The sequence below is a fragment of the Arenimonas oryziterrae DSM 21050 = YC6267 genome (assembly GCF_000420545.1).
Taxonomy (GTDB): Bacteria; Pseudomonadota; Gammaproteobacteria; order Xanthomonadales; family Xanthomonadaceae; genus Arenimonas; species Arenimonas oryziterrae.
Genome location: NZ_ATVD01000002.1, coordinates 46,542 through 62,450 on the forward strand (window position 1 = coordinate 46,542; position 15,909 = coordinate 62,450).

The 15,909-nt window shown below is 64.2% G+C and carries 15 protein-coding genes; 10 read left to right on the forward strand and 5 right to left on the reverse strand.

Annotation, left to right across the window (positions count from 1 at the left end):
* Nucleotides 1-4 precede the first annotated feature (4 nt).
* The 6 genes from G467_RS0105005 (at nucleotide 5) to G467_RS0105030 (ending at nucleotide 4,542) form a co-directional block, all read left to right on the forward strand.
* Entirely contained in the window at nucleotides 5-631 is a 627-nt protein-coding gene (locus G467_RS0105005; RefSeq protein ID WP_022968638.1) for a TetR/AcrR family transcriptional regulator, read from the forward strand.
* 111 nt (nucleotides 632-742) lie between these two features.
* Nucleotides 743-868 (forward strand): type B 50S ribosomal protein L36, encoded by a 126-nt coding sequence (gene ykgO, locus G467_RS0105010; RefSeq protein ID WP_005913193.1) that lies wholly within the window; start codon nucleotides 743-745, stop codon nucleotides 866-868.
* A 144-nt stretch (nucleotides 869-1,012) separates the two neighbouring features.
* Complete coding sequence (locus tag G467_RS0105015) at nucleotides 1,013-1,348, forward strand: hypothetical protein (protein WP_022968639.1); 336 nt, start codon at nucleotides 1,013-1,015, stop codon at nucleotides 1,346-1,348.
* On the forward strand, nucleotides 1,348-2,379 hold the full coding sequence (locus G467_RS0105020; protein WP_022968640.1) for an agmatine deiminase family protein: 1,032 nt from the start codon (nucleotides 1,348-1,350) through the stop codon (nucleotides 2,377-2,379). The genes G467_RS0105015 and G467_RS0105020 overlap by 1 nt, the downstream gene beginning before the upstream one ends.
* Entirely contained in the window at nucleotides 2,376-3,263 is an 888-nt protein-coding gene (locus G467_RS0105025) for a carbon-nitrogen hydrolase (protein WP_022968641.1), read from the forward strand. The genes G467_RS0105020 and G467_RS0105025 overlap by 4 nt, the downstream gene beginning before the upstream one ends.
* Nucleotides 3,264-3,336: 73 nt before the next feature.
* Nucleotides 3,337-4,542: a TraB/GumN family protein gene (locus G467_RS0105030; protein ID WP_022968642.1), complete on the forward strand. Its 1,206-nt coding sequence runs from the start codon at nucleotides 3,337-3,339 to the stop codon at nucleotides 4,540-4,542.
* 9 nt (nucleotides 4,543-4,551) lie between these two features.
* Here G467_RS0105030 and G467_RS0105035 read toward each other — a convergent pair whose 3' ends face one another.
* The 3 genes from G467_RS0105035 to G467_RS0105045 are packed head-to-tail and all read right to left on the reverse strand — an operon-like array spanning nucleotide 4,552 to nucleotide 12,268.
* Nucleotides 4,552-7,665: an efflux RND transporter permease subunit gene (locus G467_RS0105035; protein ID WP_022968643.1), complete on the reverse strand. Its 3,114-nt coding sequence runs from the start codon at nucleotides 7,663-7,665 to the stop codon at nucleotides 4,552-4,554.
* Nucleotides 7,665-11,132, reverse strand: a complete 3,468-nt coding sequence (locus tag G467_RS18490) for an efflux RND transporter permease subunit (protein ID WP_022968644.1) — start codon at nucleotides 11,130-11,132, stop codon at nucleotides 7,665-7,667. The genes G467_RS0105035 and G467_RS18490 overlap by 1 nt, the downstream gene beginning before the upstream one ends.
* A complete protein-coding gene (locus tag G467_RS0105045) occupies nucleotides 11,129-12,268 on the reverse strand; it encodes an efflux RND transporter periplasmic adaptor subunit (RefSeq protein ID WP_022968645.1) in 1,140 nt (379 codons plus the stop codon). The genes G467_RS18490 and G467_RS0105045 overlap by 4 nt, the downstream gene beginning before the upstream one ends.
* A gap of 253 nt (nucleotides 12,269-12,521) precedes the next feature.
* Here G467_RS0105045 and G467_RS0105050 point away from each other — a divergent pair, with 253 nt between their 5' ends.
* Together G467_RS0105050 and G467_RS0105055 are read left to right on the forward strand one after the other, a co-directional pair.
* Nucleotides 12,522-12,851 carry a c-type cytochrome gene (locus tag G467_RS0105050; protein ID WP_022968646.1) on the forward strand — a complete coding sequence of 110 codons (330 nt, stop codon included), beginning with the start codon at nucleotides 12,522-12,524 and terminating at the stop codon, nucleotides 12,849-12,851.
* 14 nt (nucleotides 12,852-12,865) lie between these two features.
* A complete protein-coding gene (locus G467_RS0105055; RefSeq protein WP_022968647.1) occupies nucleotides 12,866-13,213 on the forward strand; it encodes a c-type cytochrome in 348 nt (115 codons plus the stop codon).
* A gap of 66 nt (nucleotides 13,214-13,279) precedes the next feature.
* Here G467_RS0105055 and G467_RS0105060 read toward each other — a convergent pair whose 3' ends face one another.
* Together G467_RS0105060 and G467_RS0105065 are read right to left on the reverse strand one after the other, a co-directional pair.
* Nucleotides 13,280-14,170, reverse strand: a complete 891-nt coding sequence (locus G467_RS0105060; RefSeq protein WP_022968648.1) for a hypothetical protein — start codon at nucleotides 14,168-14,170, stop codon at nucleotides 13,280-13,282.
* A 52-nt stretch (nucleotides 14,171-14,222) separates the two neighbouring features.
* Complete coding sequence (locus G467_RS0105065; protein WP_022968649.1) at nucleotides 14,223-14,807, reverse strand: NfuA family Fe-S biogenesis protein; 585 nt, start codon at nucleotides 14,805-14,807, stop codon at nucleotides 14,223-14,225.
* 101 nt (nucleotides 14,808-14,908) lie between these two features.
* On the opposite strand from G467_RS0105065, the gene G467_RS0105070 reads away from it, so the two are divergent.
* Nucleotides 14,909-15,247 carry a 4a-hydroxytetrahydrobiopterin dehydratase gene (locus G467_RS0105070; RefSeq protein WP_022968650.1) on the forward strand — a complete coding sequence of 113 codons (339 nt, stop codon included), beginning with the start codon at nucleotides 14,909-14,911 and terminating at the stop codon, nucleotides 15,245-15,247.
* Between the two features lie 188 nt (nucleotides 15,248-15,435).
* The gene (locus tag G467_RS0105075) at nucleotides 15,436-15,909 is read left to right on the forward strand and encodes a hypothetical protein (RefSeq protein WP_022968651.1); all 474 of its coding nucleotides are present in this window, start codon (nucleotides 15,436-15,438) and stop codon (nucleotides 15,907-15,909) included.

The window sequence follows — 15,909 nt, forward strand, 5'->3', positions numbered from 1 at the left end:
GGCAATGGCCCGGCAGACCCGCCAACGCATCCTCGACACCTCGCTCGCCATGTTCAATGTGCAGGGCGAGCCGAACGTCACCACCAATCACATCGCCGACGAGCTGGAAATCAGCCCGGGCAATCTGTACTACCACTTCCGCAACAAGGACGACATTATCGAGCAGCTGTTCCAGCGCTATGAAGAGCGTATGGATTCGGCCCTGCTCGCCCCGGAAGGCCGGCTGCCCAATCTCGAGGACATCTGGCTGCAATTGCACCTGGTGTTCGAGTGCATCTGGGAATACCGGTTCCTGTATCGGGACCTCGTCGACATCCTCAGCCGCAACCGGCATCTGCGCATGCGCTTCTCGCGCATCCTCAAACGCGCGGCCGGGAATGCCACCGGTGTGATGCGCGGCCTGGTGCAGGCCGGCGTCATGCGCGCCTCGGCCGCCGAAATCGAGGGCACGGCGACCAATATCCTCGTGCTGGCCACGTTCTGGCTCAATTACGCCAGCGTCCGCGGCGACAAGGACGAGCAGGAAGCGATCCGGCTGGGCATCGTCCAGGTCATGATGCTGGTCGCCCCGTTCATGCGGGACGAGGAACGCCTGCACCTCAACACCCTGACCAAGGCCTACCTGCGCTAGCCCCCAGGGGCCGGGCCCGCCCGGTTGAATTTCCCAAGGTCTTGTATTGCAAGCGATCTTTCGGCCTTGTATAATCCCGCTTCTTTTGCAACCCGTTCCTAGGAATCCACCATGAAAGTCCTGTCGTCCCTCAAGTCGGCGAAGACCCGCCATCGCGACTGCAAGGTCGTCCGCCGTCGCGGCAAGGTCTTCGTGATCTGCAAGTCCAACCCGCGTTTCAAGGCCCGCCAGCGCTAAGCGCAGGGCCTCACGGGTTTAGGGTGAACGCCGGCGAAAGCCGGCGTTTTCTTTTGCCGCGCCGCGATTAGGCATTCCCGGACGGATTTGACAGAATCGCCCCTGCACAGCGGGTAGTACCCCCCAACTCAGCGGAGCAGCCCCATGAAGCGCATTACCCTGTCCCTCGCCCTTTCCTTCGGTTTGCTCGCCGGCGCCGCCGCCCAGGCCGATACCCTGTTGATCCAGCGCGTCCAGACCGAGCAAGGCATCAGCCTGCCCAAGCGTGGCGCCACCATGGCCCAGGTCGAAGCCCAGTTCGGCGCGCCGACCCAGAAATTCGGCGCCGTCGCCGGCCCGGGCTCGCGCAAGCGCAACCCGCCGATCACGCGTTGGGCCTACAACAACTTCAACGTGTTCTTCGAATACAACCACGTGGTCGATGCGGTGGTGGTCAAGGCCCGCCCCGAAGAAATCGGCCCCGCACCCGTCCGGAACTGATGAACCAGTCACCGCGTTTCCCGGCGGAATGGGAGCCCCAGTCCGCCGTCCTGATCGCGTGGCCGCATGCCGGCACCGATTGGGCTGATCGCCTGGCCGAGGTCGAAGGCACGTACGTCGCCCTCGTTGCTGCCATCAGCCGCCGCCAGGCCGTCCTGATCTGCGTCGCAGACGCGGCCTTGCAAGACCATGCCTGCGGGCTGCTTTCGGCCGCCGGCGTGGATCTGGCGCGGCTGCGCTTCGAACGCCTGCCCTACGACGACACCTGGCTGCGTGATTCCGGTCCGATCACCCTGCGCGACGGCGGGCGTTACCGGATGCTCGACTTCCACTTCACGGCCTGGGGAGGCAAGTTCGAGGCCGGTCTGGATGACCAGATCGTTGCGACGCTGTTCGAGCGCGGCCTGTTCCAGCATGCCAGCCGCGAGCGCATCGATTTCGCACTCGAAGGCGGCGGAATCGAAACCGACGGCAACGGTACCTTGCTGTCGACCTGGACCTGCCTGCACGAGCGCCATCCCGAAGCGAGCCGCGAACAGATCACCCGTCAGCTGCAGACCTGGTTGCACCAGGACCGCACGCTCTGGCTCGATCACGGCTACCTGGAAGGCGACGACACCGACGCGCATATCGACACCCTCGCCCGCTTCGCTGGCCGCGATGCGATCGTCTACCAGGGCTGCGATGACCCGGGCGACACGCACTACGCCGAGCTTGGCGCGATGGCCACCGAACTCGCCGCATTCCGCACCCGGGATGGCCAGCCCTATCGGCTGTTCGAACTGCCCTGGGCACAACCGATTCTCGACGAAGGTCGCCGCCTCGCGGCGTCCTACGCAAATTTCCTGATCATCAACGGTGCCCTGCTGATGCCCGCGTACGGCGATGCCGCCGACGTCCGTGCAGCGGCCGTGCTCGCCGAGGCGTTTCCCGCGCTAGAAATCGTTCCCGTCCCCTGCCGTGCGCTGATCTGGCAGAACGGCAGTCTGCACTGCATCACGATGCAGCTTCCCGAAGGTTTGCTCGCATGACCCAGTCCACGCTCACCGTCGCCCTCGTCCAGGAAATCGACCACGGCAGCGTCGAGGCCAACCTCGCCGTGATCGAACAACGCGTCGCCGAGGCCGCGCAGCGCGGCGCCAAGCTGGTGCTGCTGCAGGAACTGCATAACGGCGCGTATTTCTGCCAGCACGAAAGCGTGGCGGAATTCGATCGCGCGGAGGCCATCCCCGGTCCGAGCACTGCGCGCCTGGGCGCACTCGCCAAGAAGCACGGCGTCGTGCTGGTCGGCTCGCTGTTCGAACGTCGCGCTGCGGGCCTTTACCACAACACCGCGGTCGTCTTCGAAACCGACGGCACGCTCGTCGGCAAGTACCGCAAGATGCACATTCCGGACGATCCGGGCTTCTACGAGAAGTTCTATTTCACGCCGGGCGATCTGGGTTTCGAACCGATCGATACCAGCGTCGGCCGCCTCGGCGTGCTCGTGTGCTGGGATCAGTGGTATCCCGAGGGCGCGCGCCTGATGGCGTTGGCCGGCGCAGAACTGCTGCTCTATCCGACCGCGATCGGTTGGGATCCGGACGACCAGGCGGACGAAAAAGATCGCCAGCGTGGCGCCTGGATCCTCAGCCACCGCGGCCATGCCGTCGCCAACGGCTTGTCGGTGCTCAGCTGCAATCGCGTCGGCCACGAGCCTTCGCCGCTCGGCGCCAGCGGCATTCGCTTCTGGGGCAGCAGTCACGTGCTCGGGCCGCAGGGCGAGTTTCTCGCCGAGGCCGGAAACGACTCGCCGCAATTGCTGATCGCCGAAGTGGATCTTGCGCGCAGCGAACATGTGCGCCGTATCTGGCCCTTCCTGCGCGACCGCCGCATCGACGCCTACCAGGATTTGCTCAAGCGCTACCGCGACTGAGCCTCCGCCAGCGACAACGCCTCCCCGCGACGACCGGCGACGGTCGTCCGTTTTTTTCCCCGACCTGAAACCCATGACCGAATCCCGCTCCGACCTCGCCCAGCAGCCGCACGCCATCGTCGAACGCGACGGCGTGCGCTACACCTTGTTGGGCACCGCGCATGTCTCGCGCGCGAGCATCGAGGCCGTCGAAGCCGCGATCGCCAGCGGCACCTACGACACGATCGCCGTCGAGCTGGACAACAATCGCCTGCGCGCCCTCACTGAGCCGGATCTGCTCAACAAGCTCGATCTGTTCCAGATCATTCGCGAGGGCAAGACGGGACTGGTCGCCGCCAATCTCGCACTCGCCGCGTATCAGCGCCGCCTAGCCGAACAACTCGGCGTCGAGCCCGGGGCCGAACTCAAGGCGGCCGCCCTCGGCGCCAAGCAACGCGGCTTGGCGTTGGCCGTGATCGATCGCGATGTCGGCACTACGCTCAAGCGGGCCTGGAGCAAGCTTGGCCTCTGGGGCCGCAGCAAGCTCATGGCCGGACTCGCTGGCAGCCTGTTCGTCGACGAGAAGGTTGAAGAAAGCGAAATCGAGAAACTCAAGGAAGGCGATCTGTTGGAGTCGAGCTTTGGCGAATTTGCCGAGCAGACGCCGGAGCTGTTCGAGGCAGTGATCGCCGAACGCGATCGCTACATGGCAGCTCGCCTGCGTCAGGTCGGCGCTGAAGGCCAGGCCCGCGAAGTGCTCGCCGTGGTCGGCGCGGGTCATCTGAAAGGCCTGGAAACCGAACTCACCGAAGGCAATGCGCCACCGGCCGAACTACTCGCCGAGCTCGACAACCTGCCGCAGGGCAGCCGCATTCCCTGGTTCACGATGATTTTCGCGGGCAGCCTGCTCGCCGCGTTCGGCTGGGGCTATTACCACGGCGGCTTCGATCTGGCGTCCAAGCTCGTGCTGAGCTGGAGCGTCATCACCGCGATCGGCGGTGCATTGGGCTGTCTGGCCGCCGGCGGACATCCCCTGTCGATTCTCGGCGCGGCGCTCGCTTCGCCGATCTCGCCGCTGATTCCCGCACTGAGCTCTGGCATGGTCAGCGCCTTCATCGAAGCCTGGCTGCGCCGTCCGACCTATCAGGACATGCTGAATCTGCGCGACGACACCATCAGCCTCGCCGGCTGGTGGCGCAATCGTTTCTCCCGCGCCTTCCTCAACTTCGTGCTCACCAATCTGGGCACCAGCATCGCCGTGTGGGTCGCCGGCGCCGCGGTGATCCACAAGCTGGGATAACCGCGCGCGTCAGCCGACGTAGGGATTCTGCGCGTCAGCGGCCGCTTTGGCGGCGGCCGACTTCTTGCCCCACAGCGCCGACTCGCGGGCCCGACGGATGATGTGCGCGGTGTTCTGGCCCAGATCGTCGAGCATCGCGTAAATCGTCGGCAGGAACAGCAGGCTGACCACGGTCGAGAACGCCAGGCCACCGGCAACCGCGCGGGCCATCGGATAGTACGGCGGACCGTCGCCACCGACCGACGCACCGGCGAAGCACAGCGGCAACATACCGAGAATCGCCGTCGCCATGGTCATCAGGATCGGTCGCAGACGCTCGCGGCTGCCCTCGACCAGGGCGTCGGTGCGGTTCATGCCGCCGCGACGCAGCGCGTTGATGTGTTCGACCATCACGATGCCGTTGTTCACGACCACGCCCATCAATACAAGCATGCCGATCATCGCCATGATCGAGAACGCGGTGCCCGTGAGGGCGAACACCCAGAACACGCCCAGCCACGAGAAGATGATGCTGCTGAGGATGGCGATCGGGAACAGCAGCGACTCGAACAGCGCCGCCATGACCACTAGGATCATGAAAATAGCCAGCAGCATGTTCCTGCCCATCTGGCCGCCGGCCTGGTCGTCTTCTTCGAAGGTCTGGCCCCAACTCCAGCCGTAACCCGGCGGCAGCTGTGCGCTCTTCATGACTTCCTCGACGGCCTTGCGCGCCTCGTCCTTGGTCTTGCCGTCGGCGATGCTGGCGACGATCGCCTGCGAGGTGCGGCGGTCCTGCCGCGAGATCTGCGACGAACCGCGGCGCAGGTTCACGTCCACGACCGAGAGCAGCGGTACCGTCGTGCCGTCTGCGCGCCGCAGGTTGAGGTTAGACAAGTCCTCGACGCGGAAGGTGTCGGCGCCGGCGAAACGCACCGTCACCGGCACTTCGGTGTCGCCACGGCGGAACTCGCGCATCGGCGAGCCGCGCAGCGCGATGCCGATGTACTGCGCGACTTCCTGCGCGCTAAATCCGTAGATCGCCGCACGCTCGCGATTGACGGTGACCTGGATCTCGCTGTTCTCGTCGCCGGAATCCACGCGCACGTCGCGCAACTCCGGTCGCTTGGACAGCACCGGCACCATACCCTCGCCCAACTCGGCGAGAGCATCGCTGGAATCGCCGTTGAGGTAGACGGTGATCTCCGTATCGCCGGCGCCACCATTGTTGCCGCCACCCTGGAAACCGACTTCCGCGCGAGCGAGTTTCGGCATCTCGGTGCGCATCAGCTCCTGGATTTCCTTGGGATTCTTGACGTCGTCGTTGAGCGTGAGGCGAATGCCGCCCCAGCCCTGTTCGGCGTAGAAAACGTAGATCTGCTTGAGGTGGTAGCGCTGGCGGTTCTTTTCCAGATGCGCTTCGACCTTGGCGATTTCATCGGACATCTGTTCCAGGCTGTAGGAGCCTTTCCAGTTCATGTACAAGCCCATCTCCAGGCTTGCTTCCTCGCCGAACATGTCGAACTTGGTGAACTTCGCCGGTACCAGGCTGATGCCGATGATCAGCAGGATGCCCAGCAGGGCCTTGCCACGGTGCAGCAGCGACCAGCGCAGCAGCCCGCCGTAACGACGGCTGAGCGCTGGAATAAAGCCGTGCGCAGCGGTGACCGCCGGCGGCGTGGCCAGACGCGCGCTGATCATCGGGATCAGGCTCACCGCCACCAGCCACGAGCACAGCAGCGCGATCGTGATGGTCAGCGCGACCTCGCCCAGGAAGATGCTGATGCGATTGGTCGCGCCGAACAGGTTAGGCAGGAACACGATGATGCTGGTCAGGGTGCCGGCGCTGATCGCCAGCTGCACGGCGCGCGTGCCCTCGATGGCGCAGCGCATCGGGTTCTCGGGATATTTTTCGCGGTACTGGTAGATGCTTTCGACCACCACGACCGCGTTGTCGACCAGCATGCCGATCGCCAGCAACAGCCCCATCATCGACAGGATGTTGAGGGTGATGCCGAGGAAGTACATCGCACCCAGGGTCATCACGATGCAGATCGGAATCGCCAGCGTCACCATCAGGGTGCTGGGCCAGTGGCGCAGGAAGTAGTAAAGGACGAACACCGACAGCAGCGAACCCAGTGCGCCAGCCTCGATGAGGTCCTTGATCGAATCGGTCACCGATTCGGCCTGGTTGTCGAACACCAGCACTTGGATGCCCTCGAGGTCGGGCGACTTCTTGATCTCGTCGAGCTCGACCATCACCTGCCGGGCGACGTTGACGAGGTTCGACGACTGCTCGCGATAAATGTCCAAACCCACGGCCGGACGGCCGTCGAGGCGGCGGCCGAATGCCTGCCGTTGCGGCTTGAGCCGGACTTCGGCGATGTCGGAGAGCTTCAGACCCTGCTCGTTGAGCACGAGGTCGCGCAGCTGTCCCAGATCCTTGATCTCGCCCACCGGCTGCACGCGCAGACGTCGCTGGCCTTCGTTGATCTCACCGGCAGACACGGAGAAGTTCACGGCCGCCAGCTTCGCGGCCAGCTGGTTCAGGCCGATGTTGTGCGCGCCCAGGCGCGCGGGGTCGATCGAAACCTCGACTTCGTTGGGCGAGGCGCCGGAGATCTCCGCGCGCGCGACACCGGGCACGCGTTCGATCCGCCGCTGCACTTCGCGTTCGATGAGTTCGTAGTCCTTGCGCAGGTCGCGGTTGGAAGAGAAGCGCACGCGGATCATCGGCTGATCGGTCAGCGAGAAGTTCTCGACGAAATAGCGTTGCAGGTCATCCGGCAGGTCCTGGCGGATCGCGTCGATGCGATCGCGCGCCTCGCTAGCAGAGACATTGACGTCGCGGTCCCAGTCGGAGAACTGGATGAAGATGTCCGCGCCCTCGGCGCGACTGGTCGAGTTCAGCGACTGGATACCCGGCAACGTCGCCAGGGCTTCTTCGGCCGGACGCGTGATGCTGCGTTCGACTTCCTGCGGCGTCGATCCCGAATACGGGAAATTCACCATCAGGAACGGCACGTTCACTTCCGGGAATTGTTCCAGCGGCAGGCGAACGGCGGCGATCAGTCCGATCACCACCATCGAGACGAAGAACATCACCGCCGTGACCGGCCGGCGCAGGCTGAGCTCGGCAAGCGTCATCAGTGCGCTCCCTCGGGCAACGCATCCACGGTTACTGGCTTGCCGCGACGGATGTAGTACTCATCCGGGCGGCGATCGAGCAGGTTGTACATGATCGGGATGACCACCAGGGTCAGCAGGGTCGACACCGTCAGACCGCCGATGACCGTGATCGCCATCGGCGCGCGCACCTCGGCACCGTCGCCGCCGAAGAAGGCCAGCGGCGCGAAGCCGAACAGCGTCGTCAGCGTGGTCATGATGATCGGACGCAGACGCGACTCGGCACCGCGGCACAGCGCATCGCGCTTGGACACGCCCTCTTCGCGCAACTGGTTGACCTTGTCGATCAGCACGATGGCGTTTTTCACCACGATGCCGACCAGCAGGATCAGGCCGATGAACACCACCACCGACACCGGCGAATTCGACAGCCACAGCGCGGCCACCGCACCGACGATCGCCAGCGGCACCGAGAACATGATCACGAACGGGTGCAGCAGCGACTCGAACTGCGAGGCCATGACCAGGTAGACGAGGAACATCGCCAGGCCGAACGCGAACAGCAGCGAACGGATCGAGCTGTCGAGCTCTTCGCTCTGTCCGCCGAACGCGAGCTTGATTTCCGCGCCCAGTGGATTGTCGTGGACCATCTGCCGTACTTCCTGCACGGCCGTGCCCAAATCGATGCCACGCAGGTTCGAGGAGACGATCGCGACGCGGGTCTGGTCAGCGCGATGGATCTCGCTCGGACCGATGGTTTCCACGACATTGGCCACGGAAGCCAGGGTTACCGGCTTGTCGCTCTGCGGGTTGACGATGATCTGACGGATATCGTCCACGGAGGCACGATCGCTTTCTCGGCCGCGCACCAGCACGTCGATCTTGCGATCGCGGAAGCTGTAGCGGGTCGCGACTTCGCCGCGCACCTGGCGCACCACCTGGTCGGCGATCGCACGCGAAGTCAGGCCCAGGGCCGCCGCACGTTGCTGGTCGAAGATGATCTGGATTTCCGGATAGCCCTGCTCCACCGACGATTTGACGTCGGCGAAGTGCGCGGAGCCCTGCATCATCTGCGCCAGCTTGCGACCGGCGCGCTGCAGCTGATCCAGGTCCTGGCCGCGCAGTTCGATTTCCAGCGGCGTCGAGAAACTGAACAACTGCGGTCGGCCGAACTTCACGCCGATGTCGGGGTACTGCGCCATGGTCTTGCGCATGCGCTCGGTCACGGCGGACTCGGTTTCACTGCTGTAGTGGTCACCGAGCACGACGCTGAGCTTGGCCACGTTCTCGCCCGACTCGGTCGGGTTCGCGTCCAGGCGCGTGCCGGTGCCGCTGACGCCGTACAGCGCTTCGATATCGGGATCGCTGTCGTGCGCCTTCTGCACCGCACGCACCAGCGCGTCGGTCTCGCGCAACTGCGTGCCCGGCGGAAGCTTGGCGGTCATCTCGAACCGGTCCTGCGCGAGCTGCGGAATCAGGTCCGTGCCGAGGGTCGAAGCGATCATCACAGCGACCACGAAGGCCGCCGTCGCACTGCCCAGGATCAGCCAGGGACGATCGAGGGCCCGCGGCAGCAAGCCGTGGTAGTAGCTGGCAGCGTATTCGTACGGACGCAGAATTTTCTCGCCGAGCCAGGAACCGCCGCCCAGCACGGTCGTCTGGAAAATGCGGAAGCCGCTGGTGACCACGACGCTCGCAGCGAACAGGCCGGCCTGCCACAGCAGCACGACCGCCATCGCGATGATCCAGAACGGAATGAACAGCGCGAGCTTGGGCACCAGCAGCAAAGCAAACACGCCCCAGCGCTTCCAGCTCGCCCAGGGCTTGGTCAGGGGCCAGCGCAGGATGTCCACGCCGAAGGCAAAAACCCGCAGCATCGGCGCGACCAGCAACTCGAACATCGTCTGGTGTTCGTTGGGCGCGACCGTCGGCAAGTACGACATCGGCGCCTTCGCCTTGAGCGAGGACAGCATCGGGATCAGGGTCAGCGACACGATCAGCGAGATCATCAGCGCGATCGACACGGTCAGCGCCTGGTCCTTGAACAGCTGGCCGGCGACGCCTTCCACGAACACGAGCGGGAAGAACACCGCGACCGTCGTCAGCGTCGACGCGACCACCGCCATGCTGACTTCCTTGGTGCCAACGATCGCGGCTTCGAGGATGTTCAATCCGCGTTCGCGCGCCTTGGCGATGCTCTCCAGCACCACGATGGAGTCGTCCACGACCATGCCGGTCGCCAGTGCCAGGCCCGCGAGGGACATGACGTTCAGGCTCAGGCCCAGCTGACCCATGAAGAAGAAGGTCGCGATGATCGAGATCGGCAGCGACAGGCCGATGACGAAGGTGCTCCAGCCGTCGCGCAGGAAGAAGAAAATGATCAGGATCGACAGGACACCGCCCATCGCCGCCTCGAACTTGACCTCGCTCAGCGCATTATTGATGAACTTCGACTGGTCCTCGATCGTCTGCACCGGGATGCCGTCGATCAGGTATGCGCCGGGTTTCGGCTGCGCTTTCGCAGCACCGGGCGGGCCGGAACCATTGGACGATTCGATCGCGCGCAAGGCCGTCCGCACGGCTTCCGCGACGGCGACGGTATTGGCGTCGCCTTCCTTGTAGACGGCGATTTCCACCGCCTCGCGGCCCTTGAAGCGGATGACCGCCTCGCGTTCCTTGTAACCCTGGTCAACGGTCGCGACATCCTTCAGCCGGACCGGCACGCCATTGAGATTGGCGATCAGCAACTCGCGCATCTGGTCGAGGCTGCTGAACTGGTTCACCGTGCGCACGAGGTAGCGTTCGCTGCCCTCTTCGATGCGGCCGCCGGAAATGTTGACGTTTTCCTGCTTGAGGCGGTCGATGACCGTGCTCGCCGGCAGATTGAGCTGCGCCAGGCGATCGGCGTCGATCTGCACCTGCACTTCGTCTTCCAGGCCGCCGGCAACCTTGATCGCGGCGACGCCTTCGACCGGCTCCAGACGCTTTTTCAGTTCATCGTCGGCATAGCGACGCAGCCGCATCAGTTCCGCCTGTTCGCTACCGTTCTGCACTTCCGGCGTGGTGAGCACCAGACGCATGACCGGCTCGGTCGACGGATTGAAACGCAGCAGCACCGGCGCCTTCGACTCCAGCGGCAGGCGCAGCACGTCGATCTTGTCGCGCACCTCCAGACTGGCCTGGTCCATGTCAGTGCCCCAGGCGAACTCGAGCACGACGTCGCTCTGGCCCGTACGCGAAATCGACTTGAGCTTGCGCAGGTTTTTGACGACACCGACCGCTTCCTCGATCGGCTCGCTGATCAGCGTTTCGATCTCGGCGGGCGCCGCACCGGTGTACTCGGTGCGTATCGTGAGCGTCGGATAGCTCAGGTCGGGCAGCAGGTTGACCTTGAGGTCGCGCAGCGCGATGAATCCGAAGATGACGAAGGTCAACGCCACCATGAACACGGTGACGCGACGACGTGTGGCGAACTCGGCAAGATTCATTTCTTGGGCGTCTCGGCAGCGGCGACGGGCGTGGTGGTGGCGTTGGCGCCGATGACCTGCACTTCGGTGCCGTCGCGGATCGCGACCTTACCGGCGGTGACGACCTGGTCGCCTTCCTTGACGCCGCTGACGATTTCCGCGAGCTCGCCGTTGCTGAAGCCGATTTTCACCGGCACGCGGGCGACCTTGGTGCCGCGCAGCACATAGACCGCCGGCTCGCCTTCGTCTTCGAGCAGGGCGATGCGCGGCACGGTGAGTGCATCCTGGCGCTGGTCATAGACGACTTCGATGCGTCCGAACATGCCCGGGCGCAGTTCCGGCGCATTGTCGAACACGCAGACCACGCGGAAGGTGCCGCTGCCCGAATCCATGACCGGACTGATGCGGTCGACGCGACCCTCGAACACCTTGCCGGGCACGGCATCGACGACCATATGCAGCGGCATGCCGTTCTTGAGACGGGCCATTTCGCGCTCCGGCACGTTCAACGCGGCCTCGAGATGCGAATTGTTGACGATGCGGAAGACCGGCGCGTTGAGCGTGATCAGGTTGCCCGGCTTGACCATGCGCTGGGCGATGACACCGCTGATCGGCGCGGTGATGTTGGTGTAGGACAGTTCGAGCTGCGCCAGCGCATAGCTCGCGCGGGCCGATTCGAGATCGAAGCGGATCTGTTCGCTGGCTTCGGCGCTGACGAGCTTCTGCTTCAGCAGTTCCTGCGAGCGGCGGTAGTTGTTCTCGAGCTTGTGCACGGTCGCGAGCTGGCGCTGCGCCTCGAGTCGCACCTTGTCACCGTCGATGCGCGCGAGCACCTGGCCGGCATGGACCTGATCGCCCTCTTCGGCAAGCAGTTGCACCATCACGCCGGAGGTTTTCGCCACGACTTGGGCTTCGCCGGGGGCGTCGAGATTGGCGGTGCCCGAGTAGCTGGCCGAAATCGGCTTGCGCGAGACCTTGGCCACTTCGACCGGCACGGCATCGACCTTCTTGATCGGCTTGCCGTCCTTGTCGACCTCGGCGCTGGCACCGTTGGGACCGGACGCGGCATTGGCATCCGGCGCGGAGCCTTTGCAGCCCCCCAGCGCAAGGCCCGCCAGGGCCAGGGCGACGGCACCGGTACGGATCAGGACAGGCATTCGGTTGGTGGCGGAGGAGGCGCTCATCGGGGCTCGCTTGTAGGGGTGGTGTTATAGTTGAATAGAACAGTAACGGATCACCCCCGAAAGCAGAATGTGCCGAAAGTCTAGGTGCGTTCCTGCAGGCAAGCCGCCGGTATCGGGCGACGCAGTGGGATGCGATTGTGCGCCCCCCTGTCTGCTCCGGGACCTCGCAGGCTATAATTTTGGTTTGACCTGCTCCGCCGACACTCATCCGCCGGAAACCCATTAGATGAAACGAGTTCTGCTCACCGCCGCCTGCCTGGCACTGGCCCTCGCCGCTGCCCCCGCCTTTGCCAAGGGCGACATCAAGAAAGGCAAGCAACTGGCCTATACCTGTACCGGCTGCCACGGCATCGCCGAATACAAAAACGCCTACCCGAGCTACCGCGTGCCCAAGATCGGCGGCCAGAACGAGCAATACCTCGTCGCGGCGCTGACCGGCTACAAGAAGGGCGAGCGCAACCATCCGACCATGCAGGCCCAGGCGTCGAGCTTCTCGGACCAGGACATCGCCGACATCGCCGCCTACCTGTCCAGCCTGGCTCCGGCCAAGAAGTGAACGGAATCGCTCCCATGACCCTGATCCGCATCGCCACCGTCTGCCTGTCCCTCGCCTTCGCGAGTTCCGCCCTTGCTGGCGCCACCGGCAATGTCGCCCGCGGCAAGGCCAAGGCCACGGCCTGCGCCGCTTGTCACGGCGCCGACGGCAACAAAACCCTGGACGCGACTTATCCGCGCCTGGCCGGCCAGTACCCGGACTACCTGTCCAAGGCCCTGCACGAGTACAAGAACGGCAAGCGCAAGAACGCCATCATGGCGGGCCAGGCGCAGGCCTTGAGCGACCAGGACATCGCCGATCTGTCGGCGTATTTCGGTTCGCTCGACAGCCACATCCACGACCTGAGCGGCCACGCGCGCTGAGTCTGCGCAGGCGTCGAGTTCGCGGAACGAAAAGGCCCCTCGCGGGGCCTTTTCTTTTGCTCGCCATCATTGCGCCGTTGCCGGCAAAGGGACCTCCGGCGGTTTGCGCTCCAGCGGCTTGCGGCATTCGCTTTCGTAAAGCGCGCGGGTCTTGCGCCAGATATCTTGCGATTTCGCCGCGACGATCAGGTCCCACCACGCCTGGCATTGTTTCTGTTCCTGCGCGCTAAGGGTCGCCGGATCGTCTTCCTTGAGCACGAAGCCGTTGTCGTTGCGCTGCACGCCGCACGCGCCGCCCAAGGCAAGCAGGGACACCTTGCAGACGATCTTCGCCTGCGGATTGCCCGGGATGCGGATGCGGATTTCCTTCGTGGACTTCTCCACGGCCTCGGTCAACAGTTCGGTCAGCAGATCCTGGTCGGGCTGCCAGTACTGATCGAAGCGCGTCGCCTCGTAGGCCAGCGCGGGCGGACGGTCGAAAAACGTGCCGGCTGCGTTGATGCCCGGGATCTGATATTCGAAAACGCGATCGTTGCTGTCGACCTTGGCGAGTTCGGCAATCAGGCTCTCGGGCAACTTGACCCGACCCGCGGCGTCGTAAATCTGCAAGGGAACGTTCTCGGGCTCAGGCGGCGGAGCGTCGGGCGACGTTTCCGTCGGCGTCTCGGACGGAGGTTCGACGGGCGTCGGCTCGGCAGACGCCGGTAGATGCACGACCATCGGTTCGAGCCGGGTTTCCTGCCGCGTGATGTAGCTCACTTCGATCGCGTCCGGACTCATGGACGGCGTCTCGGGCGACATCGCGCGCGCCAGCCAGGCGAAAGCGAGCACATGCAGGGAGGCGATGACCGCAAGCAGGGGCACGGACCAACGGAAACCGACGCGCGGCGCCGGTTTCGCCAACGAGAGCGGTCGCCAGGGGGCCGGCACCGGCAATTCGTCAAAGGCAGCCTGCATGTCACTCCGCACGTTGGGGGGCGGCGCTTAGTCCCGGCATCGCCGGAAAAGTTCAGCGGGCGATGTAGGGATTCTCGCCGGTGGCATGATCGGTCGCGTCGCGCACGGCAGTGATCTCGGGAATGCGCGCCATCAAGGTCTTCTCGATGCCCTGCTTGAGCGTGACATCGGCCATGCCGCAGCCATGGCAGCCGCCGCCGAAGCGCAGACGCACAACGCCGTCGCTGGTGATTTCTTCGAGCGATACCTGCCCCTTGTGCGACGCGAGCTGGGGATTGATCTCGGAATCGAGCAACCAACGCACGCGCTCGATCAAGGACGCATCGCCTTTCGGCGCTTCGCCCTTGATGCGCGGCGCACGAATGGTCAGTTGGCTGCCGGCACCTTGGGTCGCGTAGTCGATGTCGGCGCCGTCGAGGAAGGGCGCACTCGGCGCATCGACATACAGCGTGAACCCTTCGCAATCGAGCGACCACTCGTCGCCGAGCAGATCGCCGTTTTCGCAGAACTCCAGGCGGGCGTCGGCGCGCGGCGTGCCCGGATGCACGGCGGAAACGCGGATGCCCACGGCGTCGCCGCCCTGGGTCTTGAGCAGGTGACGGAAATAGGTCTGGGCGGATTCGGTGATATTGATCATTCGCCGATTTTATCCCATGGGCAGCTAAACTTCCGTTCGGCCCGCCCGTCTCCGACCAACGGAAACGGCGATCTCCGATTCCGCGACTCCAAGGAAAGCCCATGTCCCTGCTTGCCGAACTCGCCTCCCGCCATTGCAGCCCGCTGCGCGGCCAGGACCACCTGCTGCCGGAAGACAAGATCCGCGGCTATCTGAACGCCCTGCCCGACTGGGAGCGCATCGAGGACGGCCAGGCGATCAGCAAGACGTACCGCTTCGGCGACTACTACCGGACGATGGCCTTCGTGAATGCCCTCGCCTTCGTCGCCCACCGCGAAGACCACCATCCGGACCTGTCGGTGCACTACGACCGCGTGGTCGTACGCTTCTCGACCCACGATGTCGGCGGCCTGAGTCTCAACGATTTCATCTGTGCGGCGAAGGTGGAGCAGTTGGGCTGAGGACCATGCCGAAAATCAAAGTGAAATATTGCAATGCGTAGGTTGAGCGGCAGCGCTCCTACCCCGGTCACAAATGCGCTACAAGAAGATGAATCCCCGCCCGCAGTGGTGGACTTGGACCGAAGCTCCATCTAGGTTTCTATGGAGCTCATCGGAGACATCAAATGCGCAGGAAACGAGCTTCCGGAATGATTGCCGTCGTTGCGTTGGCAATCGGATCGGTCTGCGGCATCGCATGGTCTAAGTCTTTTTCCCTTTCCGTGCAGGAAGGAGAATCGTTCTGTACTCAGATTTCGATCTATCGATATGGGATTCTGGTTTCCAGGCAAACAATCTTGACGCGGGGCGGACAAGTCGCGCAGTCGGAACTGAGCGGAAACCCTCGCGGCGGTGCGTTAAGACTGAAGCTGAGGGTTGCGCCCGCAAGGATGCAGGGCCAGGAGCAGCAAGCTCACGTCATGACGACAATCCACGAAAAACTGGGCGATTCGTGGACCGTGCTCAACGACTCAGACTATCTCGTCACCATTGATCAGGAGACCTCGGTGTACAGGGACTCTCCACTGGGGCCCCTTGAGCTCCACATTCTCGTTTCTCCCGGCCCATTGAGCCTGATCCGCGAATCCCAAGTAGTCGAGCTAGCTGAACCCGCGCGACCTTAA

Bases quoted from the DNA above. Each gene is read 5' to 3' on its own strand.
- G467_RS0105005 (WP_022968638.1), top strand. From the start codon at position 5: ATGGCCCGGCAGACCCGCCAACGCATCCTCGACACCTCGCTCGCCATG.
- ykgO (WP_005913193.1), top strand. From the start codon at position 743: ATGAAAGTCCTGTCGTCCCTCAAGTCGGCGAAGACCCGCCATCGCGAC.
- G467_RS0105015 (WP_022968639.1), top strand. From the start codon at position 1,013: ATGAAGCGCATTACCCTGTCCCTCGCCCTTTCCTTCGGTTTGCTCGCC.
- G467_RS0105020 (WP_022968640.1), top strand. From the start codon at position 1,348: ATGAACCAGTCACCGCGTTTCCCGGCGGAATGGGAGCCCCAGTCCGCC.
- G467_RS0105025 (WP_022968641.1), top strand. From the start codon at position 2,376: ATGACCCAGTCCACGCTCACCGTCGCCCTCGTCCAGGAAATCGACCAC.
- G467_RS0105030 (WP_022968642.1), top strand. From the start codon at position 3,337: ATGACCGAATCCCGCTCCGACCTCGCCCAGCAGCCGCACGCCATCGTC.
- G467_RS0105035 (WP_022968643.1), bottom strand. From the start codon at position 7,665: ATGACGCTTGCCGAGCTCAGCCTGCGCCGGCCGGTCACGGCGGTGATG.
- G467_RS18490 (WP_022968644.1), bottom strand. From the start codon at position 11,132: ATGAATCTTGCCGAGTTCGCCACACGTCGTCGCGTCACCGTGTTCATG.
- G467_RS0105045 (WP_022968645.1), bottom strand. From the start codon at position 12,268: ATGCCTGTCCTGATCCGTACCGGTGCCGTCGCCCTGGCCCTGGCGGGC.
- G467_RS0105050 (WP_022968646.1), top strand. From the start codon at position 12,522: ATGAAACGAGTTCTGCTCACCGCCGCCTGCCTGGCACTGGCCCTCGCC.
- G467_RS0105055 (WP_022968647.1), top strand. From the start codon at position 12,866: ATGACCCTGATCCGCATCGCCACCGTCTGCCTGTCCCTCGCCTTCGCG.
- G467_RS0105060 (WP_022968648.1), bottom strand. From the start codon at position 14,170: ATGCAGGCTGCCTTTGACGAATTGCCGGTGCCGGCCCCCTGGCGACCG.
- G467_RS0105065 (WP_022968649.1), bottom strand. From the start codon at position 14,807: ATGATCAATATCACCGAATCCGCCCAGACCTATTTCCGTCACCTGCTC.
- G467_RS0105070 (WP_022968650.1), top strand. From the start codon at position 14,909: ATGTCCCTGCTTGCCGAACTCGCCTCCCGCCATTGCAGCCCGCTGCGC.
- G467_RS0105075 (WP_022968651.1), top strand. From the start codon at position 15,436: ATGATTGCCGTCGTTGCGTTGGCAATCGGATCGGTCTGCGGCATCGCA.